This window comes from Patescibacteria group bacterium (assembly GCA_028717685.1).
GTDB lineage: Bacteria > Patescibacteriota > JAQUNI01 > JAQUNI01 > JAQUNI01 > JAQUNI01.
Window position 1 is genome coordinate 410,370 of the sequence record JAQUNI010000001.1, and the last position, 22,383, is coordinate 432,752.

At 41.5% G+C, this 22,383-nt stretch carries 21 protein-coding genes and 2 tRNA genes; 8 read left to right on the forward strand and 15 right to left on the reverse strand.

Going from position 1 to position 22,383, the window contains the following annotated elements; genetic code table 11:
* Window positions 1–126: 126 nt before the first annotated feature.
* The 3 genes from PHW01_02090 to PHW01_02100 all read left to right on the forward strand — a co-directional run bounded on the left by PHW01_02090 (window position 127) and on the right by PHW01_02100 (window position 994).
* Window positions 127–198, forward strand: a tRNA-Ile gene (locus PHW01_02090).
* 100 nt (window positions 199–298) lie between these two features.
* Window positions 299–371 (forward strand) — tRNA-Ala (locus tag PHW01_02095).
* A 281-nt stretch (window positions 372–652) separates the two neighbouring features.
* Complete coding sequence (locus tag PHW01_02100) at window positions 653–994, forward strand: hypothetical protein (protein MDD5626783.1); 342 nt, start codon at window positions 653–655, stop codon at window positions 992–994.
* Window positions 995–1,032: 38 nt separating this feature from the next.
* Here PHW01_02100 and PHW01_02105 read toward each other — a convergent pair whose 3' ends face one another.
* From PHW01_02105 to PHW01_02120, 4 genes are all read right to left on the reverse strand, one after another.
* A complete protein-coding gene (locus PHW01_02105) occupies window positions 1,033–2,514 on the reverse strand; it encodes a DUF5715 family protein (protein MDD5626784.1) in 1,482 nt (493 codons plus the stop codon).
* A 208-nt stretch (window positions 2,515–2,722) separates the two neighbouring features.
* Window positions 2,723–4,270, reverse strand: coding sequence for a radical SAM protein (locus PHW01_02110; protein MDD5626785.1), 1,548 nt, complete (start codon window positions 4,268–4,270; stop codon window positions 2,723–2,725).
* 95 nt (window positions 4,271–4,365) lie between these two features.
* Window positions 4,366–5,928 carry a radical SAM protein gene (locus PHW01_02115; protein ID MDD5626786.1) on the reverse strand — a complete coding sequence of 521 codons (1,563 nt, stop codon included), beginning with the start codon at window positions 5,926–5,928 and terminating at the stop codon, window positions 4,366–4,368.
* Between the two features lie 14 nt (window positions 5,929–5,942).
* Window positions 5,943–6,173, reverse strand: coding sequence for a hypothetical protein (locus PHW01_02120; GenBank protein ID MDD5626787.1), 231 nt, complete (start codon window positions 6,171–6,173; stop codon window positions 5,943–5,945).
* A 340-nt stretch (window positions 6,174–6,513) separates the two neighbouring features.
* Between PHW01_02120 and PHW01_02125 the strand changes: the two genes are divergently transcribed.
* From PHW01_02125 to PHW01_02135, 3 genes are all read left to right on the forward strand, one after another.
* Window positions 6,514–7,323: a helix-turn-helix domain-containing protein gene (locus PHW01_02125; protein ID MDD5626788.1), complete on the forward strand. Its 810-nt coding sequence runs from the start codon at window positions 6,514–6,516 to the stop codon at window positions 7,321–7,323.
* A 173-nt stretch (window positions 7,324–7,496) separates the two neighbouring features.
* On the forward strand, window positions 7,497–8,051 hold the full coding sequence (locus PHW01_02130) for a sigma-70 family RNA polymerase sigma factor (protein MDD5626789.1): 555 nt from the start codon (window positions 7,497–7,499) through the stop codon (window positions 8,049–8,051).
* Between the two features lie 36 nt (window positions 8,052–8,087).
* Complete coding sequence (locus PHW01_02135; protein ID MDD5626790.1) at window positions 8,088–8,702, forward strand: hypothetical protein; 615 nt, start codon at window positions 8,088–8,090, stop codon at window positions 8,700–8,702.
* Between the two features lie 216 nt (window positions 8,703–8,918).
* Here PHW01_02135 and PHW01_02140 read toward each other — a convergent pair whose 3' ends face one another.
* The 11 genes from PHW01_02140 to gpmI all read right to left on the reverse strand — a co-directional run bounded on the left by PHW01_02140 (window position 8,919) and on the right by gpmI (window position 19,836).
* A complete protein-coding gene (locus PHW01_02140) occupies window positions 8,919–9,203 on the reverse strand; it encodes a hypothetical protein (GenBank protein ID MDD5626791.1) in 285 nt (94 codons plus the stop codon).
* Between the two features lie 4 nt (window positions 9,204–9,207).
* Window positions 9,208–9,858, reverse strand: a complete 651-nt coding sequence (locus PHW01_02145) for a hypothetical protein (protein MDD5626792.1) — start codon at window positions 9,856–9,858, stop codon at window positions 9,208–9,210.
* 8 nt (window positions 9,859–9,866) lie between these two features.
* Window positions 9,867–10,418, reverse strand: coding sequence for a PilN domain-containing protein (locus PHW01_02150; protein MDD5626793.1), 552 nt, complete (start codon window positions 10,416–10,418; stop codon window positions 9,867–9,869).
* Between the two features lie 128 nt (window positions 10,419–10,546).
* A complete protein-coding gene (gene pilM / locus PHW01_02155) occupies window positions 10,547–11,590 on the reverse strand; it encodes a type IV pilus assembly protein PilM (GenBank protein ID MDD5626794.1) in 1,044 nt (347 codons plus the stop codon).
* Between the two features lie 110 nt (window positions 11,591–11,700).
* Window positions 11,701–12,960, reverse strand: a complete 1,260-nt coding sequence (locus PHW01_02160) for a hypothetical protein (protein MDD5626795.1) — start codon at window positions 12,958–12,960, stop codon at window positions 11,701–11,703.
* A 34-nt stretch (window positions 12,961–12,994) separates the two neighbouring features.
* Complete coding sequence (locus tag PHW01_02165) at window positions 12,995–13,573, reverse strand: prepilin-type N-terminal cleavage/methylation domain-containing protein (protein MDD5626796.1); 579 nt, start codon at window positions 13,571–13,573, stop codon at window positions 12,995–12,997.
* Between the two features lie 150 nt (window positions 13,574–13,723).
* Entirely contained in the window at window positions 13,724–14,191 is a 468-nt protein-coding gene (locus PHW01_02170) for a type II secretion system protein (protein MDD5626797.1), read from the reverse strand.
* Between the two features lie 208 nt (window positions 14,192–14,399).
* Entirely contained in the window at window positions 14,400–14,882 is a 483-nt protein-coding gene (locus tag PHW01_02175; GenBank protein ID MDD5626798.1) for a type II secretion system protein, read from the reverse strand.
* A 180-nt stretch (window positions 14,883–15,062) separates the two neighbouring features.
* Window positions 15,063–16,283: a type II secretion system F family protein gene (locus tag PHW01_02180; GenBank protein MDD5626799.1), complete on the reverse strand. Its 1,221-nt coding sequence runs from the start codon at window positions 16,281–16,283 to the stop codon at window positions 15,063–15,065.
* Window positions 16,284–16,426: 143 nt separating this feature from the next.
* A complete protein-coding gene (locus tag PHW01_02185) occupies window positions 16,427–18,160 on the reverse strand; it encodes a GspE/PulE family protein (GenBank protein MDD5626800.1) in 1,734 nt (577 codons plus the stop codon).
* 95 nt (window positions 18,161–18,255) lie between these two features.
* Window positions 18,256–19,836 (reverse strand): 2,3-bisphosphoglycerate-independent phosphoglycerate mutase, encoded by a 1,581-nt coding sequence (gene gpmI, locus PHW01_02190; GenBank protein MDD5626801.1) that lies wholly within the window; start codon window positions 19,834–19,836, stop codon window positions 18,256–18,258.
* Between the two features lie 122 nt (window positions 19,837–19,958).
* Here gpmI and PHW01_02195 point away from each other — a divergent pair, with 122 nt between their 5' ends.
* Both PHW01_02195 and PHW01_02200 read left to right on the forward strand, forming a co-directional pair.
* Complete coding sequence (locus PHW01_02195) at window positions 19,959–21,365, forward strand: ATP-binding protein (GenBank protein ID MDD5626802.1); 1,407 nt, start codon at window positions 19,959–19,961, stop codon at window positions 21,363–21,365.
* Window positions 21,366–21,497: 132 nt separating this feature from the next.
* Window positions 21,498–22,325, forward strand: a complete 828-nt coding sequence (locus PHW01_02200; protein ID MDD5626803.1) for a response regulator — start codon at window positions 21,498–21,500, stop codon at window positions 22,323–22,325.
* The last annotated feature ends 58 nt before the right edge of the window (window positions 22,326–22,383 follow it).

Consider the following 22,383-nt stretch of genomic DNA (forward strand, 5'->3'; position numbering starts at 1 on the left):
AATTTCTAATTTCTATTAAATTTTTAATAGGTTAATTTTCAAATACTTGTTTTAAAAGGAAGTTTAAAAATTAAAACATTAGAAATTTAATGAAAATTTGTGCTTGAAAATTGAAAATTAAAAAAAGGGTCCGTAGCTCAGTGGTAGAGCGCCCGGCTCATAACCGGTTGGTCATAGGTTCGATCCCTATCGGACCCACAATAAAAAGTGAAAAGTTAAAAGTTACAATTAAAAATTAAAGGTTCAAAATTTAAAATTGTAATTTTTAATTTTTCATTTTACATTTTTAATTTATTCCGGGCCCATGGCTCAGTTGGTAGAGCGCCTCCATGGCATGGAGGAGGTCACCGGTCCGAATCCGGTTGGGTCCACTCGAATTTTGAAACTTATACAACATAAAACGCGGAACATAAAAAATTTCCCAAGAAGGGAAATTTTTGGTATAGAATCAAAATCAAATCAAAATTGACCCCGTTAGAAACATACCCCGCAGCTTGGCTAGCGGTTAACGTAGAAATATAGATAACTCGTGCGGTTGGGTTTCATGCCCCGCGCGAGTTTCTAACGGGGTTGACAAAAAATTTTTGTAATGTTATATAGATATGTCTTGCTAAACTCAAAACAATTGTTCATTCATTAAAGGAGGGAAAAGATGCCTAACAAGATAGGAAGGAAAAATTCCAGACCGAGGCATATGGAGGTATTAGAGATTCCGATTGATCCTAGAACTGGAAAAAAGGCGGATTGGGTGGGAATTAACCGAGGCAAACAGGTGATAGGATTTTTTATTACTGTTGAACAAGAAAGCATAACGCCCGGGGCAAGAACCAACAGGGGCTGGAAATATTACCCTATCCCAGAGGAGGCATATTATGTTCTCTTTAATGTGACACCTGACGACCATCCAAAGATGAGAGACAATATAATCAAAATCGCGGAATTCCGCGATCAAAATAAGCAAAAGATGGAAACTTCTCGCGTGGAATCAAAATAAACGCGAGTTTTTTTAAATAAAAAACCTGCAGTTTTTAGCTACAGGTTGTTTTTTTGTACCAAAGTAATTTTTGAAAAAAAATCCTTGTATGCTGGCGCCACTCCGATATGGAAGGTCATACTCCTTAATGATTCCATAGTGGCGTCTAAAGCGCCAGCCCACTCAAGGTCGTCTAAAATGAATTTGAGACATTCCCTTTCGTGAGAGGAAATATTTTTATAAGAAATATCAAACGCCATTCCAGAGCAGTGCGTGGGCAGTTCTATTCTGGCATTAACATTGGAGCGAGAAAGAATCTTCTGGTATGCCAGCGTGCGCACCAAGGAAGTGATTTCCAAGGGTGTAAATTTCCCTCCAGATGCTTCAACAAGGCGCCGCGTTTCATAAGCGATATATATAATCGCCCCTGCAGCTTCTTTTGAAATCTGCTCGTATAATTTCCGATTGTTCGGGTCTTTCTTGCCAACATCATTCCGGACAAGAAATCCAAAGTAATCAGGATTATTCGGTAATTGGACGAGCCCAGCATCTTGCAGGTCTTGGGGTATTTTATATTTTAGATCATCCTTTTTGACCCAAAGCCACAACCTGCTTGGAACCCTATCCCTCCCTTTGATAGGACTTTGATAGTTTTTCCAGAGTTCCCTGAAAGCTCCCGGACTTTGACGATATAATGTGAGCAATTCTTCTGCCCTTTTGATACGAAACCAATAAGTAGGCGAAGAATCGCGAGCTAGATGCTTTTTGACCCCTAAATACAGTGGTCGGTTATACGCCGGACTGCACTTAAAGAATATCTCTGACATAGTAATAGGTCCAGAGATTCCGGAAGATCCTTTGGCAAGGTTTATAAGTTCATTAGTCCCGCCTTCGCCGCAATGATAAGCGGCTATGGCTAAATCACGACCACCGAACTTTCCTTCTAATCTTTGAAGATATTGAGCCGCTGCAGGAATGGCTAATTCAGGAACCATCCTATCATCCCTTATAATTGTTTGATAAGGAATTCTTTGCCGTTTGGTTATATATCTTATTTTCTTCCCCTTTTTTGTCCTGACCTTGACGGCAATCCTTTTGGAAACAATTTTATATCTGGTACCTCTTTCTATCTTCAGACCCATTTGTTTTGCCGTGCCTTCAGCAATCTGCATCGGACCTTTAGGACCAGTGGGGCTTTGAACCGCAAGACCCCAGCTTTCTAAGAAGCAAATAGCCTCTAGGGTCTTTTTGGGGAAACTGCTGACTCGTTCAGCTTTTCTAAAGGCGCTTTGAAGCTTTTTTGAGCTTACCACACGCTTAGCCCCTTCTAGGGATTCAGGGTGGCGCAAAATGACAAAGGTTTGGCTTTCAATCATTTGCCTTGTCCTTTGACCTAAAATTTCATTAGTCATATTTGCCCTCGAAATTCCGATCCCGTCAATCTGTTCCGGCGGCACGAAATATCTTGGTTTTTTCTCCTCTTGGCAACTAATTAACAATGAACAAAGAAAAATCACAACAATAAAAGTAAATCTCTTCATAGCGTCCGTCCTCCCTTATCTATTACGATCTATATCTATAAAACATTCAAAACAATTTTTCAGTGATTGAAAAATGATTATGGCACATTTATTGAAAAAATGCAAGGAAAAGTACATCGTCATTGCGAGGGATCCGCCCAGGGTGGATTTTATAATTCAAGATATATTAAAAAGCAGAGAAACAAGATTCTCTGCTTGAAGTTTTGGATTAAGTAAAGTGCTTCTGCACTCTGCTTAATACCTCTTGGTATAAACATTGCGGGATAGACTTGCCATCCTTGGGCGGACAATGGCAGTTGAACATCCCGTGACGGGCATAATTTTCACTTCTGTGCCAGATATCCGCTAAAGATTCTTTGCGGACATCCTCACTGAATACAGTTACGTCATCGCCAGGGCAGCGCAGAACAATCCCACGCGAAGTGATATACATTCCGCAGGCAACCTGGTTGCAGGGGTGACCGCCAGCGTAAGCGGAAACCCCATTCTCTGAAAGTTCTTTAAGCGTATTTACACCCTTTTCAATATTATAAATATTGATCCGGGTATACAGTGCGATGAGCTCTTCTTCCCGCGGCGTAAGGTCTTTCCACGATTCCCGCGCTCTACCCGCGCACATAGAAACAGTAGTTACGGGGTAGATATTGCGCTCCCGAGCAAAGACATAAATGTCATAAATTTCGTGAATATTCTGCTTAGTGATTGGAACAATGGCAAGGCACAGCCTTGTTGGCTGACCCTGATTAAATCCGGCTTCTGCTAGAAGTTCTAGAGCGCGGTTGCGCTTTTCAGTATAACCTTGAACGCCGACCATTTCATCTTGCAAAGCTGGATCAAAGGAATTAAAGCCGACATTAAGACTCACACCCAGATCCTTGATGACACTGACCAACTCCCGAGCAGAAAGATTGAAATATTTATTGGCTAGCGCGTCATCGCCTAAGACATGGGCTTTCGTAAAAATATTGACCTTAATGCCTAAACTTTTTAATTGTTCCAAAAAAATTAGAAAATACTTATCCTCAAAAGGCTCGCCGGCACCTAAAATCTTAATGCTTTCTAAACCAAGTTCTTGGGCCTGACTATTAATCAAATATAATATCTCTATAGGCAGTAAACAAGGATTTGAACTACGGTTTACAGCGCCATTGCGCCGGAAACAATGAGGACAATTTAAGGAACAATACTCGCCGAAATCAAGATCCAGAGTGAGTAATTTGCCGGTATTTTGCGCAAGATATTCTTTACTAAAACTCCAGCCATCCACATCATTAACAAAGTTATTTGGCACCTGCTCTTTGCCGGGGCAAATAGGATTGATTTGATGGGGAAAAATGGACCTGCGTTTAGAGAAATCATTTTGCGTAAGGGCTGAACTTATCGCAATAATTATTTGCTTGGTGTTATCCTTATTTTTGCGCGGAATATCGGGTAAATTAACGCCTTCTTGCTCACTCTCATAGCGATCAGAAAGATTAGTAGCCCTGTTCCGATCAAGCCAAGTAAAACCGTCAGGAATCGCACCTTTGCAGGTCAAGATAAAATTCTTGTCATCCACTTTGGTCAGTTCAACTTCAATATTGGTTTCATAACCTTTTTCACTTAGGACGTGTAAAATCGTGGGTCCGGTTTGGAAACCATAACCATAAATCAAAAACTGAACAGCAGAAGTGTTATAGCCGGCAAAAAGCGGCATTACCAGATTGATTGTTAAACACACGATAGCCGCCAAAATAAACCAAAAATTTCTTTTCATTTTCAATTACCTCCTTAAAAAACATGCAGAATTTCAACAAGAGAAGTTTTGAAGGGGAGAGGATAAAATGGCGGTCTTTTATCCTCTCCTTGAGATTATGCTGTCTGTAGCACCTTTGCCTCTATATTTTTATAGAAATTTTGAGGCAAAGAGAAACCATCACGGGCAACACAATGATAATTGTATCGCTTGCCGTACTTGGCTCGCTGATAGTTGGAAGATTTCATCCAAACATCCCGTAAGGATGTTTCTTGACGAATATCACGAGTGAAGATAGTGCTCTGATCCACTCTACCGGGACAGAGATTGACCTGTCCAGATAGATTCAGGAAGAATCCGGCGGCGGTTTGATTACAAACATGGCATCCAGGATATAAGGACACCCCATCTTCCACAAAAGTTTCCTTGGAGATAAGATTTTTTTGGACTGCCCAGATGTAAATCTTGGCCCACAGATCTTCAAGTTCCGAAATATACTCTTTATGCTTTTTCTCGAGTTCCAACTCGTCTAGCCCTTTACCACTGATAGTTGTTGGACAGGTCAACATATAAATATTTCTCGGTCTTGCCCATGAATACAGATCGAAAATTTCATCTACATTCTCTGGTTTTACTGGCGCGGCGATCATCGCTAAACGAGTCGCTTCGCCTTCGTAGTATTCATTAAATCCAGCTTTAACTAGATTTAATAACGCCTGATCTCTAAAATCCACATAATTTTTCAGCAATGCAGACGATTTATACTTATCTACACCTGTGAAACTTTCTTGCATCTCACGATTAAAAGAATTAAAGCCAAGTAAAATGCTAACTTTCAATTCTTTAATTCGTTGCGTTAACTCCAATCCGGAATAAATTCCACGATGGCTATTATACTTTCTGGCTAACTCATCGCAACCTAATACATGTCCTTTGCTAAAAACTGCTACTCCAACATCTAATTTGGTCATTTCTTCCAGAAATTCAAGAAATCTTGAATTCTGGAATGGTTCGCCCCTGCCCAAGATCTTGATTTGCTTTAAACCAAGCGTTTTCGCTTCTTGAACATAGCCCACTATTTCCTCGTGGGTGAGAGGGTTATTGGCGAGGTCAAAACGCTTGTCCCTGCGAAAACAATGCGGACAGGCAAGTCCGCAAGTATTGCCAATATCAAGGTCCATAGTTAATAATCGCGCTGTCCCGTCTGGAAGGGTAGAATGTAATTCCTCTTTACTAATATTGCCCCACCATTTGACGTTATTCTTATAACCTTCAGGGAATTGGCCGGGGAACATTACAGGAATTTTGGCAGTGAGCAGATCCAAAGACGAATCGCGTCTTTGAATTATGGCTAACACATAAAGCATTGTTGGCTCTGCCTTCATTGCTGCGACCTTTTTGACAGAGACCTGAACATGCGGCTTGGACTCAACTGGGATTTCTAGCCAACCAGCGCCTTCGCCTTTAAACGAAAACTTGCCAGAATTCTTACCATCTATTGAAATAATTTCTCCGTAATTGACACTAACTTCATTACTTGTTCCGTCCAGCGTTAAAAACGACAGACAACCCTCTCCGGTTGTATCAATGCCTTTTACTGCCAGCGAGTGGCTAATATCCAAAGACACATTCATCGCCACGAGCATAACCGACACGAGAATAATTAATATTCTTTTCATTTTCAATTACCTCCTCATTTAAACTGGGTTACAACCTCATCTACATTGTCTTTGACTCGCTCGCAAATCTGCTTTTTGATTTCCGCAATGGTATCGGGATCCAAGCCCAGCTCTTTTGCTTTTTCCTTTAATTCATTAAGCAGGAAATATATTTCCATAAGGGCGTAGCCAAATCCCATGCTGTAATTATTCCGAGCCACGCCATCGCAGATAGTCTTCATATAATTTGGCACATTTTCTTCCATCCTTCTATCCTCCTATTTCCTCTTTTAAGGGTGAGCGTTAAACATTTATTTGACAAAGTTCATTTTTTGTTTTGTTATGACATTATAGCATATCTAAATATAATTGTCAATAGTTTTGGTCAAATTGACTTAATTATTTGTCTTTAAAATGGAGATAAAAATGATAATTAAATATTTTGTTGAAAGGTCTTGACACAAAAATAGGGGGAGTATATAATAAAAACAAGGGTAAACCCCCTTAATCCCCCTTATCAGGGGGAAAATTAATTTCCCTCCCTGATAATGGAGGGTTGGGTTAATTCTTCCCCAGAATAAAAAATACTCATAACAACAAACATCTATGCCTAAAATTGACTCAAGTTTACAAGCCGCTCTATCTGACCTTGGTTTTAGCGACAAGGAAACCAAGGTGTATTTAGCTTTGCTTGAAATAGGAAGAGGAACCGTGAGCGCGATTGCCCGCACTGCGAGTATTAACCGCACCACGGGATATAATATCTTGGATGTTCTAGTGAGCAAGGGTTTAGCGCGCATTTCCGGCAAAGAGCCGAAAGAGGAATATGTGGCGGAAGCGCCGAATGTGATTACCAAACTTTTGAAAGAAAAAATCGCCGCGTATGAAGCGCAACTAAAAAAAGCGGCAAAACTTGTGCCGCAACTAGCGACGATCCACAATATTGTTGACCGACCGAAGGTAAAATTTTATGAAGGGAAAGAAGGATTAATTGAAGTTTATGAAGATACTTTAACCTCCACCGAAGAAATCAGAGCTTATGCTACTTTGGATGATATGTATCAGGCCTTGCCTAATTATTTTCCCGACTATTTTAAGAGGCGAGCGAAAAAGAAGATTCCAATTAAAGCTATTATTCCTTTTACAAAAGTGGCTACCGAAAGAATGAAATACAACAAAGAAGAGATGAGAACTGCAGCTTTAATTCCTGAGAGACAATTTCGCTTTTCACCCGAGATCAACATCTATGACAATAAAGTAATGATCGCCTCTTGGCGGGAAAAACTGGGGATTATTATTGAGAGCGCGGAAATAGCAGACGCGATGAAAAAAATTTATGAGCTGGCTTGGGCGGAAGCAAAAAGATTGGATCGGGAGACGCGAGAGTCTCCTCCCATTGGCTTGAGGAAGGATTAAAAAAAAGTCTATCTAAAGAATAGAAAGGTTATCCTCCCACCCCCTCCATCTCCCCCTCGGGCAGGGGGAGTGCAATCTCCTCACGGAATGGCTCTTGCGTTACGCGTTATATGTTATAAGTTACACGAAGATGTGCTAAAATAAATTCACCCCTAATTCATGCTTCCTGATTTATGCTTCCATTCAAAAACCAAGAAAAAAAACTCGTCAAAAAAGCCCAAAGGGATCCTGAAGCCTTTGTGGAGCTTTATAATTTTTATTTTCCCAAAATCTTCCGCTTTGCCGCTTACCGCGTGAGCAGCCTTGAGGATACGGAAGATGTGGTGGCGGATATTTTTGAAAAAGCTTTGAAATACCTCTCCCGTTTCCGCTGGAGGGAAAACGCTAACTTTGGCTCCTGGCTTTTCCAAATCGCCCGCAATACCATTATTGACTATTACAAAAAAAACTCTCGCGGGCGGTTGGTAAACCTTGCGGATTTGCCCGAAATCGCCTCCCACGAAATCCTACCTTCCGACGCGGTAAAGCGCAAAGAAGGCTTCCAAGAACTGCAAAAATTAGTAAATACACTGCCCGCTCGGCAAGCCGAGATCGTCGCTTTGCGTTTTTTTGCTGAAAGGCGGAATAAAGAAATAGCCCAAATCCTCAAGATCTCGGAAAAAACCGTCGCCTCTAACCTCTGCCGCGCCCTGCGCACTCTCCACCGCCGTTACCAAAATTTGCAGTAATTAAACTAGCAACCTTGTTATAATATATATAAACTTATGTCTAAAAAAAATAATCCTGTGAACCCCGTTGGATGTTCACTATCTAACGGAGCCGACAGAGTCAACAATCAAAGCCTTTTAAATGAGATTGAGAAGATGCTCTCCGCGCCGCAAGGTCGGAATCACCTTAAGAATAATGCCTTGCTCGGTTTTTGCGCCCGACTTATTGCCACGCGACCTGAAGCGCGCGATAACTACCGCCAATATCTCAAACAAAGGCTCTCTGCGCTATACCCTCGGAAACGGAAGATAGACTGGAAACAAAAAATAGCGGCTTTGCGCCTCCTCCCATTGCGCCAGCTATTTACATTAAGGACAGCGTCTCTCTGCCTCTCCCTGATTTTACTTATTGTCCTCGGAGTGATAAATGGACAGAACCCCTTACTCCAAAAAACTTCCGAGGTTTCTTTAAGCCCAAGAACCATAGATAATGCCGCGCTCTCGGAAACAGACCGTATCACCCCCGTGAAAAAAACTTTGTTTTTAACCTCGGAAAAAATAAACTCCGAAAAAAATTACCGCGTCCTCAAAGAATATCAAGAATTTAAACTCATAGAATACACCCTTTTTGACGGCTCTAAAATTATTGCCGTAAAAAACATCTTGCTTTAAGGGGAACATCCCGAGAAATAAACCTCACAGAAATAAAAACACCTTTATTTAAGGGTGTTTTTATGTTTTGTAATTTAAAATTCCAATTCCAAAATCACAAATTCTAAATAAACTTGAGTTCGAATCGGGAATCAGGAATCATGAATGAGGAATTGAATTTTATAATTTATTCTTCTTTATTCCTGATTCATAATTCATAATTCATGATTCCAGAGACTACTCCCCGCAAAATGGATTTCTTAAATCCCCAATCCCTGACACGGGTCTTTGCTCATTTTGCCGCATTCTGTCGCTCACTTCATAATAAAGCCGCGTATTGACCTTTAATTCTTTAACCTCCCCCCCTTTGTCCTTCATCGCGAGAACATTGTCGTTCAGAAAGAAAATAACCATTAAACCCACTACTAAAATAATCAACATCATTATACAAACCGAAATCAAATTGCGACGTTTTTGCACAAAAGAAATGAAGTTCTGGCTGTTTATGGAAGGAAAATTCATAAAATCAATTAGAAATGTTAGTGGTATAGACTTCCGCTTCAACTGATGCCTGGATAAGGTCTGCCTGCGGCTCAATCTCGAGGGGGGGACTAGATGTCTTTGTTTCTTTATTTTTGAGAGTAAAACTCGCAAGGCGAGGATTGGTATAATAGTTTAGATTCTCTAGAGACTGTAAATATTTCACAAAATTGGGAAAACTGCCTTCTAAATTCAACCTGTAAACCAAAGGCTCCACAGCGCGGCTTGGAGCAGTTTCTTTAGATTTTACCTTGCTATCTTCTCCTTCTTCTCCAGAAGGGGCGCTTTTCTTTGGCATTTCTTTCTTCTCCAGGTCAATTTTTTGCACCATACCCGTTTCTTGGGCAATCTTTTCCAACTTCTGGATGAAAACAATAAAGCTTGTCTGATCTAAAAATGTTTCATTGATTAAGAAAACGTCTGGTGCCACTTTCTCGTAATCCGCAGAGAATTTATCAAAATTGCTCGCATTATAATCAAGCTCATTAAGCTCCTGCCTCTTTTCTACAATCTCGTTGCTTAAATTTTTAATATCTTGCACCACAAAATAATAGATTAAAAGACCGCCGCCCGCCCAAACGCACAAAGTAGCAAGAATGAAAATAATTAATTTCTTTTTTGGAAAAAAGGTAGACATATAAAAATTTACTTTAAATATTCTTCCTTAACTTTAAATTTTAACTGAAAATCCACATCCTCACGGCTTTCCAAATTAGAAAGGGGAGACTCAATGTCTTTAAAAAACGCGCTTTCGGCAAGATTCTTTTGGAAACGCAATAAACTATCCCGCGTCTCCGCCACGCCCTGTATTTCCACGCCACCTCCATCCTTCTGAACCTGAAGACGGATTATTCTAACTTCGGGGGGCGTCAAACGGGTCAGCTCAACTAAAAAGGGACTAAAACGGATGTGTTGGAATTGAAGAGCCGCAATCTTTTCAAGGTTGTTGTTGAATTGGTTGATCTTATCCTCTAAAGCGGAAAATCCAGAGGCGGCAGAAGCGCTCTTTTTTTGCTCCAGATCTCCCTCTAAAATTTTTAAATTATGGCGCAACAAAAAGTCAGCGCCAAGGAGCAGGGCTAAAACCAAAATCCCAAAAATGGAAAGCACCAAGACTCTCCTGAAAAGAAATGAATGCAGTCTTGTTAATTTTAAGTCTTTAATATTTTGAGGAGGGAGAAGATTGATGGTAATCATAAAACAAGTTCAAAATTCAAAGTTCCCGCCTGCCATCACCTGCTGGCGAAGCCAATGGCGGGCAGGCAAAATTCAAAGTTACAATTTCATTTACAATCAACTTTAAACTTTGCACTTTGAACTCTTAACTAAACCCCTTCCATCCCCCTTAAAGCTAAGCCTATAGCCGTGGCATAGCCCAAAGAATCCTTACGGCTAACTTCCGGCAAATACTTGCTCTTGGGGGCTAAGATATTCACCCAAGGATCCCCTAAAACAACTTCCTTTTTTAAAATTATCTTGAGCTCTGGAACGAGGCCTTTCAATTTCGCGCCACCGCCGCAAAGAACCACCTTGCTTAAAATTTGCCCTTGGGGAAAATGATCTTGGTAGAATCTCAATGCCGTTTCAATTTCTCGAGCTAAAGCCTCTAACCCCCCTTTTAAACTTTGATAAATCTTTGCCTCAATCCCGCTCTCTTTCGCGTTCAAACCATAAATTTTTTTCATCCCTTCGGCTTCGGTTATGCTGATTTTTAAATCCCGCATCAAGTTATTGGTAAAAGTTTCGCCCGCCGGCTCCACGGAGGCTGTAAATTGGAGAGTCGCGCGGTCATAAATAATCAAACTGGTCCGGCTAATGCCAATATCCACAAGAAGATAACAAGCATTATCTCCTTCGCGAACGAGACTGCGCGCGGTAGCCGCTGATTCCACCTCGCAAGCAATAGGAATGAGATCTGCTCTCCGTAAAACATTGATATAGCTGTCCACCAGTTTCTTGGGCGAAGCGGCGACTAAGACCTCTAAATGATCAGGGGATTCGCCCACTTTCTGCCAATCTAAATAAACCTCGCTGCCGGAAAGCGGAATGTGCTGTTCTGATTCCCATTTGACCGCCTCCGCCAATTCCTCTTCGGGCAAACGAGGTAATTTAATAATCCGCACAAAAGATTCATATTCTGGCACACAAGCAACCACAAACCGAGTTTTTATCCTGCCTTTACGCGCCTTTACCCTGCTCTCATTTATTGCCGCAACCAAAAGATCTTCCTTCACCACCCTGCCCTTAATAACCGTCCCTTCCTGCAAAAGGAATTCACAAAAATTAGAAAGTTCAATATTTTTTCCTTCTCTTTTTAGTTCAATCAATTTTAAACTTTGATCCGAGAGATCTAAACCAAAAGCATGCATTGAATAAATCTTAAATCTCAAAAGTCAAAAGGCAAAAGTATAGTAGAAATAGAAGACTTTTAACTTTTACCTTGCAGATTTACCTTTTGAGATTTAACTTTTAACTTTTTTCAATATTCTTCCTCCCAATGTTCAATCGTGACCACGGGGGAATCGGTAGGCGGACCGAAAAGGCTTTTATTCAGAATCTCATCATTATAAGTAATATTCATATCGCTCCAAAAGTTTAAAAAGTCAACCTCCCGACCAATAATTGAACCCGTAATATTCACCTCGCCCGTAAAGCTTAAATTTTGGATGCGCACCCCATCCATAGCGTAAAGCACGCCTTCAATATTGACATCCCCGCTGAAAGGACGACCCAGAATTTCCACAGAACCCTTAGCGATAAATCCCGAACCTTTGCCTGGAGTATTATTCACTTCCAAATGAATGGGTTCAGAACGAGCCCCTCCTGTGTCGCCGTAAATAATATTGCCATCCGCCACTAGAATACCATTCAACACCAAGGAATCGCCCCGCTTCAAACGCACATCACCCTCTACATAATTCACATCGCTATTTAAAACCAATGGATTATTATTGTCTAAAAGCGTGCGGAATTCATCTTCGGTATAAACCGCGCCCGCGCGGCTTTTGTAAGAATTGGGGTCGTCCGAGTCAAAATCAAGCATTGGCATTGCCACATGGTCGGGCGGCGCGGCACATGGAGAACACCCAACCACAGGACAATTCACCGCGCCACAGCCTTCCGTGGCATTAAGATTTGACCAGGAGTAAAGATGAATCTCATCGGCAGTTAAAGCCTGTCCATCAATATTAGCCCCACTCCAAGCGAATAAATCTAAATCATCATTTGCAAACATATCCCCGCCCGTGATATTCACCACGCTCATATTAATATTGGTGTCCACATCGCTATAGGTTGCCATTCCCGCCAGAGGGCTCGGATTTACAGCCCGCACGACCTTTGTTTTGACAATTCTTTGTGCGGTAGCGCCGGTTAAAGTTAATTTTCCTATAGAGATAATATCCGCCCTTCCCGGATCTGTAGCCTCAATTTGCACCTCGTAGGCACCTCCGCTCGCTAACCCGCTGTCGCGCGTCAAAGTGCGGCTGATATTTCCATCTTCAAATTCCTGCCGCCAATCAGAATCATTGCGCAGTTTATAGACCGCCTCATTAATACCGGCTTCGGCTAAATAATAGGTTTCAAAAGCCGAACCCTGGCTTAAAGAAATCCTTCTCTCCAAGGTAACAAGCGTAAAAAAGGTTGCGCCAACCAATAAAAGGACGCCTAAAATTAAAATAATCGTAATCAAAGCAAAGCCTGATCTGTATTGATTTTTTCTATAAAATCCTATTTCCATTATACAATTTTAAAACTTAAATAAAAAGATATCTTCATCTTAAATTGCGTCCGCAAACACCCGTTAAAAAATCCACCTTCTCTTCCAAAGAGAGAGCGGTAAGCATAATATGCACCAGCCTGTCTTCCCCCCAAAATATTAAATGATCAATGTATTCCGCTATAACCTCATCGGCATCTACCGCTTTTTCCGCGCTATGGCCAAATTCATCTACCGCGCTCCAGACCACCCACGAGTCCGGGTCAGCGGAAAAATAATAATGACTGCGCTCACGATGCAAACTGCCGTCCAGCACATAGTAACGAATATATTGTATAGGCTCCAGGGTATGACCGTCTTGGAACATAATCTCCGCCGGCGGGGGACTATCCGGGTCATCGGAAACAGGAGGCAGATCGGTCACCAATTCTTGAGATTGCCGCAAATCACGGGTGATGCGATCCAGGGCGACGCGACCGTTTTGGGCTAATTCCACCTTTTTGTTTTCTTTCTCCGTAAAGCGCAAAGCTAAATCATAAGAAGCATAGGCAAGTAAAACAACAACTAAACCTACACTGATAGCCACTAAGATTTCGGCTAGCGTAAAACCTTTTTGGGAATTTAAATTAACCATTTTACGAATTTTCAATTTCTAATTTTCAATTTTTATTAAATTTCTAATGATTTAATTTTTAAACTTCCTTATTAAGAAATGAGTGTTTGAAAATTGATTCATTGAAAATTTAATAGAAATTAGACATTGAAAATTAAAAATTAATACCTGCTAATATCTACTAACCAAAGTTACCCAACTTTTTTGTTTATCCTGGATTCCTTCCCGCCAATAAACCGTTACTTCTATTTTTTTCATCCCCTCATCTTCGGAGACCTCGTTTAAATCTCCGTCCACATGATGAATTTCGGTTTGGATTTCAAAATAATGAAGCTGGCTTGTGGTATCTTCAACAGCCGAAGCGCGGGCCTCCACAACACCGGTTTCAAGCGCATTGTAAGGTTTGGCTATGTATTCCTCCATTTTCCCCTGGGCGAGGAAGGCGACCTGCGTGTCGTGGCGCGCGATTGTTGCTAACTTGGAACCCAGAGGTAAAAATTGCAAAACCGCTAAAAAAGCAATCAAAAAAATAGCGAGAGCAACCACGGCTTCAATTAAGGTAAAGCCCTGTGCCATTATGGATTTACATCCGTGGCGTTCCAACGCGGGGGTAAAGGCGTAATTATGTTTATTGGACATAAATTATGCTAATTGTTCTAATTGACCTAATTGTTCTAAATAATGACCAAACCCCAATGTCTAATGTCTAAAATTTTGGTCATTTCACCATTGGTCATTGGGATTTAGTTAGAAATTAGAAATTAGAACAATTAGAATAATTTTAATGGAATCTTGCCGCGCCCGCTCTGGAAGCTTCGCTTCAAGCGAGGCGGGTTGGCACTTTGGATTAATAGTTGATAAAGCCCGCGGGACGCACATCAATGGTCTTCACTTCATCATAACGATTAGCAAGGTCAATCTGACCCGCGTCCACCACTCCGCCCGCCGTGGTGAACTGAATCTCTGGATTGCTTAAATCGCGCAATTCCCGAATCTCAATATCGGAATCCAGGGTTTCGGTTTGGATCGTCTCCGGCAAATAACCGCCAGGATTTTCAGGATCTGGATTTAAACGGATAATCTCATAATTCCTCTTGCCTACTAAATCAAACCACACTAAATAGGTTATCTGCTCCGTAACTGTTTTCTGCTGCGCCAATCTTAAATTCTGGACAACTTTCTCGGTCTCGCGAGAGAGTTTGTAGGTCGGCGCGAATCTCCGAAAACTAAAAAGCGTAATCGCGGCTAGGATAGAAAAGATAGACAATACGATTAATAATTCTATTAAGGTAAATGCCTTATGGTTATAGTGACTGTAATATCTACCCATTTTGAAATAAAGAGTTAAAAGTTCAAAGTGCAAAGTGAAAAGTTGAATTCAAAGTTTAAAGTTTCTTTTGCAAAGCGATTGCTTCGCAATAATTTTGCACTTTGAACCGCCCACCCGCAACGCTTTGCTTGCATGGCGGGCGCGGCAACTTTGAATTTTGAACCTTGAATTTTGCACTAATTATAAGACGCTCGTTAACGAATAGATCGGCAAAATCACCGCTATAGCCATCGCGCCTACTGCCGCGCCTATAACAAGCATCAAAACCGGCTCAACAATCGTGGAAATATTCTTCATTGTTTGATCCACGTCTTCTTCATAAAACTCGGCTAATTTGACTAAAATTTCATCCAAGGCGCCCGTCTCCTCTCCCACTTCAATCACCTGGGTCACGATAGGCGGGAAGAGAAGCTTATTATGAGATAGAGCCTTGCTTAAAGCAGTCCCTTTCTGGACCTCCACAATGGAGGCCTTCACTGCTTTTTGATAATACACATTGCCTAGCGCATCTGACACTACATTTAAAGCCTCTAAAATCGGCAGCCCGGAAGCGAGCAGTGAAGCGAGGTTGCGAATAAAACGGGCAAGGTTAATCTTTTTAACGACTTTGCCGATAACCGGCAGAAAAAGATAAATTCGGTGAAAAATCAAACGCCCTGTACGGCTGCGTATCGCCTTGAAGGCGAGGAAGCCAAATAATACAATGCCCCCTAAAATCCACCAGACATACGCGCCCATAAATTTGCTGGTCGCGATCAAGATCCGCGTCGGCAGGGGAAGACGGGCGTCAAATTCTTCAAAAATGGTAACTAATTTCGGTAAAACAAAGGTCATCATCAAAAAACCAATACCGCCCATCGCCACTAAGACTACGGCTGGATAAGTCATTGCGCCCGTTACTTTCTTAACTAAATCACGATCTTTTTTTAGTTGCACGGCAAGCTGATTTAAAGCTTGGGTTAATGTGCCGGAAACCTCCCCGGTTTTAACCACATTCACGTATAAATCAGGAAAAACCTTCGGATGCCTGGCGAGAGCATCACAAAAAGTTACGCCTGTTTCCACGCTTCTGTATAAATCTTGAATTACTCTTTTGAACTTACGGTTGGCTGTCTGGCTCACTAAAATATGGAGCGCCTTGACAAGCGACAGTCCGGCTTTCAGCATCACTTCCAGATACTGCGTGAATAATACCTTATCCATTAGGGAAATAAAACCGATTTGAGTTAAAATTTTCTGCAAAAAAAGAACTTTCCCTTTTTTTCCCTTCTCGTCAAAGTGGGTTAGCAAAAAACCTTGACTATAAAGCCACTCCGCAAGTTTAGCTTCAGAATCCAAATCAATTTCGCCCTTTTTGACATTGCCCTCTTTATCGCGAGCCGAATAAATGTATAAAGGCATAATGGAGAATTTTCAATTTCTAATTTTTAATTTTTATTAAATTTATAATTAACTAATTTTTAAACTTGTGTCAATCAGGAGGTAAGGGTTTGAAAATTAACTCATTAAAAATTTAATAGAAATTAGAAATTGAAAATTAGAAATTACTCTTTGGTTACCCTCAACACCTCTTCCAGGGTTGTCACGCCCATCTTGGCTTTGTAAAACCCGTCTTCAATCATCCTCGTCATTCCCTCACTGATGGCTTGCTTTTCAATTTCTTCCGTGGGCGCCCGCTTTGTCGCTAAACTCTGAATAGCCTCGCTGACTTCCAAAACCTCAAAAATTCCTAAACGTCCTTTATAACCAGTGTTATTGCATTGGGCGCAGCCCCGTCCACGGTAGAATAATAAAGAATCCGGGGTGATCTTGCTGGACACGATAGCCCCTTCGCGGACCATAATCTCTAAGATTTTCTTCAGATTCACCTCACTCTCCAAATTCTGCCAAGCCGCGCGATCAAGATGGAAACTTTCAATACAATTACTGCAAATCTTGCGCACCAATCTCTGGGCGATGATCACATTTAAGGTGGAAGCAAGAAGAAACGGCTCAATCTTCATGTCAATCAGGCGGGGAATCGCCCCAGCGGCGTTGTTCGTATGCAAAGTGGACAATACCAAATGACCAGTGAGAGAAGAATGAATCGCCATTTCCGCGGTCTCGCTGTCACGAATCTCTCCCACCATAATAATATCTGGATCTTGCCGGAGGAGCGACCTTAGGCCATTGGCAAAAGTATAACCGATTTTGGGCGCCACCTGGCTCTGATTAATGCGGGGCATATGGTATTCAATGGGATCTTCAATGGTGCAAATATTCACCTCGGGAGTATTGAGAATGTTTAGAATACTGTAAAGCGTGGTAGTTTTACCCGATCCCGTGGGACCCGTAGAAAGAATCATGCCGTGAGGCCGATTGATATTTAATTTGACAATCTTTAAAGCATTGAGACGCAAACCCATTTCTTCCATAGTGAACGGCTTGGCGGATTCAAAAAGGAGACGCATTACAATCTTCTCTCCATTAAAAACAGGAATTACGGAAACACGGAAAGAAATTTTATATTCCTCATTTTCAATCTTAAACCGCCCATCTTGAGGCAGGCGATGTTCATCAATTTTGAGGTCAGAAAGCACTTTAATCCGCGCCACCACCCCTGCCAAGATCTTTTTGGGCAGACTCATCACATCCCTTAAAACCCCATCCACCCTATAGCGCACCACAATTTCTCCCTCTAAAGGTTCAATGTGAATATCAGAAGCGTTCTCGTAGATGGCATATTCCAAAAGCGTGTCCACGATTTTGACTACGGGCAGCTCTTTGGCCATTTTTCTTAAATCCTCGGCGTCTTCTGGCTCCCGAATGCCTTGTTTGTCAATAATTTCGGAGAATTCTGTTTTCAGGCTCTTGCGATACTGCTTTAAAACTTCACTGATACTGGTAGGTGTCGTCAGAAAAACCTCAATCTTCATTCCTGTCTTCTTCTCCATAAATTCAATGGTTTGCAAATCCGTGGGGTCTACCATCGCCAGTTTTAATTTCTCTTTGTCTTTCTCAAAAGCCACTACCTGATAGTTGCGCGCGATCGGCTCGGGAATGGAAAGAAGAACCTCCTTGGGAATTTTTTTCTTCTCAAGATTAACATAAGGAACCTTGGATGTTTCCGCATAATGTTCTGCTAATACCTCTTCGCTAACCATTCCTTGTTTAACCAGTTCGGCGGCTAAAGTCACCTTATCCTGCTTTGCTTGAAGGCTGGCCGCGCGAATTTTCTCCGCCGTCACTAAATTATTCTCGGTTAAAATTTTAATCAGTTCTTCGTCTTTGAAAAACATTGAAATAGAGTCAAAGCGCAAAAGTCAAAGGTTAAAAGTAATATAAAAGACTTTTAACTTTTGAGTCGCAGTTTTACCTTTTGCCTTTTAACTTTTTATTTTCGATGATTCCGAAAAATCAGGCTTTCTTCCGTCATCTCTTGAGGCTTTTTAAAACCCAAATAGTCCAAAATTGTCGGCGCAATGTTAGCTAGTTTCCCTCTCTTTTTAAGCCTCATCTTCTTGCCTCTGCCAAAATCAGCCAAAATCAAAGGCACGGGGTTGGAGGTGTGAGTTGTTAAAATACTGCCTGTTTTGAGATTAATCATTTCTTCCACATTGCCATGATCGGCGGTAATCAGCATTGTGCCTTTCATTTTTTTCACTATGCTTGCCAGCCTCAACAATTCCCGGTCCAGAAACTCCAAAGCGAAGATCGCCGCTTTCAGATTTCCTGTGTGCCCTAACATATCAGGGTTCGCATAGTTTAAGACCACGAAATTCGCGAGCATACCCTTTAAAGACGCGAGCACCTTATCCGTTACCTCTCGGGCTTTCATTTCCGGCTGCTCTACGTAACTTTTTACCCGCAAGGAGGGGATCCTCACTCGCTCTTCCCGATCCACGGGCTTGGAAAAGCCTCCATTCAAAAAATAAGTGACATGGGGAAACTTTTCAGATTCGGCAATATAAAGCTGATGATAGTCTGAATTCTGGCCCACCACATTCGGCAGAGTTTTATAAAACAGTCTCCCGGGGTAGGCAATTAAAGCGTCGTCTAAACCCGGGCCGAATTCCGTCATCGTCACAAAACATAAGCCCTTCAAGACCTTTTTGCGCTTAAATCCTCTGAAACCTTCCTTAATAAACGCCTCGGTAATCTGTTTAGCGCGGTCTGTTCTTAAATTAAAAAATATGACACCGTCATCGTCCTCAATTAAAACAGGCGGCGAGTCTGTAACCACAGTAGGGGGTATAAACTCATCCGTGATTCCTTGAGTGTAATAGTTTTGCACCATCTGCAAAACATTGCTTGTTTTTTCTCCAATACCCAGGGTTAAATTGTCATAAACCATCTCCACTCTTTCCCAATCGCGAATGCGATCCATCGCATAATAACGACCGGCAATACTGACAATTTTGCCTATTCCCATCCTTATCATCCGCGCCTCTAAATTCCTTAGGTATTCCAGAGCGGAGATAGGGGGCGCATCGCGTCCGTCCGTAAATAAATGAAGATAAACCTGGCGCAAACCTTCTTTTTTTACCAAGTCCAGAAAAGCATAAAGATGGCGCTGGTCCGCGTGGGCGCTCTGCGCTCCCGTCAAAAGACCAAATAAATGCAACCGGCTATTCTTGGCTTTAACATAACGAATGGCTTGGAGGAAAGCTGGGTTTTTAAAAAAAGTGCCGTTCGCGATAGAATCATTGACGACCACTGAATCTTGCTTCACGATCCGCCCCGCACCTATATTCGTATGCCCCGCTTCAGAATTGCCAACCTGCCCCTTGGGAAGACCCACGGCGAGACCAGAGGCGCTAAGAATAGCGCGCGGATACACGGCCCACAAATGATTGAAGTAAGGAATCCGGGCTTGCCGCACAGCATTGCCTTTTTGGTTCCGAGATAAACCCCAACCATCTAAAATCACTAAAACAAATGGCCGCAGAGCAGGAGACATTTTATCCTTACCCATAAAATATTTTCCTTAGCATATTAGGTCATTTAAATTATATCACAAATTTCCTTGTTTTCAAAAATTAAAATGTGTTATAATAAAAAAAGATTGCGGTTGTCCATTAAATTCTAAAAAAATAAATGCACAAAAATCAAAAAGGGGAAACCTCTTTCGCAATTTATTTGATTAACGGAGCAGTCGCTTCCTTAATTGCCGTGGTCGCTTATTTTAACGGACCGGATCTGCCTGTAATCGTAGGCTATTTTGTTCTTATCGCTCTGACTAGCCTTTTCTACAACTATAAAGTATGCCTTACGACTGCCGCCTGCAGCATGTTAAGTTACGGTTTGATTATCGGCTATTTTATTCAAAAACAAATCATTCCTTTTTCAATCTCTGAACTCTTGATCCAACTCACCTATTTTTTGTCGGTCACGGCGATTGTTTCCTGGTTAGTCTTTAAACTGCAAAGAGCCATGCCCAGCAGCGCCCCTTCATTTGAGGCGCAGGACAAAACGCGCACTCTCCTTAATAGCCTCCCTGACGGCGCTATTCTCTTAAATCACAAAAAGCAAATTATTTTAGTCAACCATCAGGCAGAAAAAATCTTAGGGATTAAAGAAAATAAGATATTAAGCACTAAAAACATTGGGAGCTTTACCCATCCCTCTTACCAGAATCTTTATAAAATATTAACCCTAGGCAAGGAATCAGGTTCTTTTTCGCAGGAGGAAATAACCCTGGAGAAGCCGCGCAAAATGGTTTTACAAGTTATGACCGCGCCTATTGAGCAAGACAAAAAACAACTCGGGTTACTAAAAATGATTCGCGATATTACCCATGAGAAAGAGGTGGATACAATGAAATCAGAATTAATCTCCATTGTTTCTCACCAATTGCGCACCCCCCTCTCCGCCGTAAAATGGGGGATTAAAATGCTGCTGGACGGAGACGCGGGAGAGGTAAGCAAAGAGCAAAAAGATATTCTCGCCAAAGGATATCGCTCCAATGAACGGATGATTCATCTCGTGAACGACCTCTTAAATATATCCCGCATTGAAGAAGGGCGATTTCAATATAAATTCGCCGCGAGCTCTATTGAAAATCTGGTAGATACCACAATCAAAGAATTTTCGTATTTTTTAGAAGAGAAACAAATTTCCCTAAAATGCCAAAAGGGTGAAAAACCCGCGCCTCCTGTCTGGATGGATCTAACGAAGATCCATGTAGTTTTGCAGAATCTACTAAGCAACGCCATCAATTATACTCCTAATGGAGGAGAAATCATAATTAATCTCAAGGTGCAAGATCCATTCATTGAGGTCAGTATCAAGGATAATGGCATGGGCATCCCAGAAGACCAAAAATCATCTCTTTTCCAAAGATTCTTTCGCGCCGACAACGCGATCCGGACGCAAACAGAAGGTTCCGGACTAGGGCTCTTTATTGCCCGAAACATCATTGAAAACCATAAAGGCCGCATCTGGGCGGAAAGTGAAGAAAATAAAGGTTCAACTTTTTATTTCACCCTTCCTATCACAAAATAATTCCATGATTTTTGCAGTAGGGATAGGTTTTGAACCTGCCTGACGGTAGGCAGGCCTGCCTCTACAATCAGATATATATTTATTATTTACCCCATTAGAAATAAATTTCTAACGGGGTCTAAAGAACAAAATATGCCATATGATGATCGCAGCGTAAAAACAAAAAAAATAATGATTATTGAGGACGAGAAAGCCCTTTTATCCCTGATGGAAAAAAAATTAAGCAAAGGAGGGTATATACCCATTACCGCTCCCACGGGCACAGAGGGTTTAAAAAAAATCAGGGAATATAAACCAGATTTAATTCTTCTGGATATTGTTATTCCGGATAAAAATGGATACGAGGTTCTAGAAGAAATACATAATGACCCTTTCCTCAATCAAATCCCGGTGATTATTATTTCCAACTCGGAACCTGATGAGAAAAAAATATTCGCTCTCGGGGCGCGCGACTATTTAGTCAAAGCTGATCTCACTCCCGAAGACATTCTTAAAAAAATAGAAACTTATTTCAATAAAGAGGAAAGCCCAAAACCCGTCTCCGCTGCGCAAAAAGGCGAAGGAGAAGCGTGTAAAATCGTCCTTATTGAAGATGACGCAATCTTAAGGGATTTATGCCTGATTAAACTGCAAAAAGAAAATTTCACGGTCATTACGGCTATTGAGGGGCAGGAGGGTTTGCATAAAATTGAAGAGGAAAAACCCGATGTCGTCCTTCTGGATATTATCTTACCGGGTATGGATGGCTTTGAAGTCCTCAAAAGGATGCGCGCTTTACAAAATAAAGCGGTGGCGAAAACACCAGTAATCCTCTTAACCAATTTAGGGCAGGAAAATGACATCAAAAAGGGGGAAGCCTTAGGCGCAGAGGATTATATTATTAAAGCAAACTCTACGACAGAAGAAATTATTGATAAAGTCAGAAAGGTGATTCAAAAGTCAGAAAAAGGAAAAAAATAGATATTCTGTGGGATTATAACAAAAACCCCTCTGAAAAACAGAGGTGGTTTTTGTGATA

Coding starts and splice junctions, on each gene's coding strand:
- PHW01_02115 (MDD5626786.1), bottom strand. CDS start 5,928: ATGAAAAGAATATTAATTATTCTCGTGTCGGTTATGCTCGTGGCGATG.
- PHW01_02175 (MDD5626798.1), bottom strand. CDS start 14,882: ATGGGTAGATATTACAGTCACTATAACCATAAGGCATTTACCTTAATA.
- gpmI (MDD5626801.1), bottom strand. CDS start 19,836: ATGGGTAAGGATAAAATGTCTCCTGCTCTGCGGCCATTTGTTTTAGTG.
- PHW01_02195 (MDD5626802.1), top strand. CDS start 19,959: ATGCACAAAAATCAAAAAGGGGAAACCTCTTTCGCAATTTATTTGATT.
- PHW01_02150 (MDD5626793.1), bottom strand. CDS start 10,418: ATGATTACCATCAATCTTCTCCCTCCTCAAAATATTAAAGACTTAAAA.
- PHW01_02100 (MDD5626783.1), top strand. CDS start 653: ATGCCTAACAAGATAGGAAGGAAAAATTCCAGACCGAGGCATATGGAG.
- PHW01_02165 (MDD5626796.1), bottom strand. CDS start 13,573: ATGGTTAATTTAAATTCCCAAAAAGGTTTTACGCTAGCCGAAATCTTA.
- PHW01_02160 (MDD5626795.1), bottom strand. CDS start 12,960: ATGGAAATAGGATTTTATAGAAAAAATCAATACAGATCAGGCTTTGCT.
- PHW01_02135 (MDD5626790.1), top strand. CDS start 8,088: ATGTCTAAAAAAAATAATCCTGTGAACCCCGTTGGATGTTCACTATCT.
- PHW01_02125 (MDD5626788.1), top strand. CDS start 6,514: ATGCCTAAAATTGACTCAAGTTTACAAGCCGCTCTATCTGACCTTGGT.
- PHW01_02140 (MDD5626791.1), bottom strand. CDS start 9,203: ATGAATTTTCCTTCCATAAACAGCCAGAACTTCATTTCTTTTGTGCAA.
- PHW01_02200 (MDD5626803.1), top strand. CDS start 21,498: ATGCCATATGATGATCGCAGCGTAAAAACAAAAAAAATAATGATTATT.
- PHW01_02185 (MDD5626800.1), bottom strand. CDS start 18,160: ATGTTTTTCAAAGACGAAGAACTGATTAAAATTTTAACCGAGAATAAT.
- PHW01_02130 (MDD5626789.1), top strand. CDS start 7,497: ATGCTTCCATTCAAAAACCAAGAAAAAAAACTCGTCAAAAAAGCCCAA.
- PHW01_02120 (MDD5626787.1), bottom strand. CDS start 6,173: ATGGAAGAAAATGTGCCAAATTATATGAAGACTATCTGCGATGGCGTG.
- PHW01_02170 (MDD5626797.1), bottom strand. CDS start 14,191: ATGTCCAATAAACATAATTACGCCTTTACCCCCGCGTTGGAACGCCAC.
- PHW01_02105 (MDD5626784.1), bottom strand. CDS start 2,514: ATGAAGAGATTTACTTTTATTGTTGTGATTTTTCTTTGTTCATTGTTA.
- PHW01_02110 (MDD5626785.1), bottom strand. CDS start 4,270: ATGAAAAGAAATTTTTGGTTTATTTTGGCGGCTATCGTGTGTTTAACA.
- PHW01_02180 (MDD5626799.1), bottom strand. CDS start 16,283: ATGCCTTTATACATTTATTCGGCTCGCGATAAAGAGGGCAATGTCAAA.
- PHW01_02145 (MDD5626792.1), bottom strand. CDS start 9,858: ATGTCTACCTTTTTTCCAAAAAAGAAATTAATTATTTTCATTCTTGCT.
- pilM (MDD5626794.1), bottom strand. CDS start 11,590: ATGCATGCTTTTGGTTTAGATCTCTCGGATCAAAGTTTAAAATTGATT.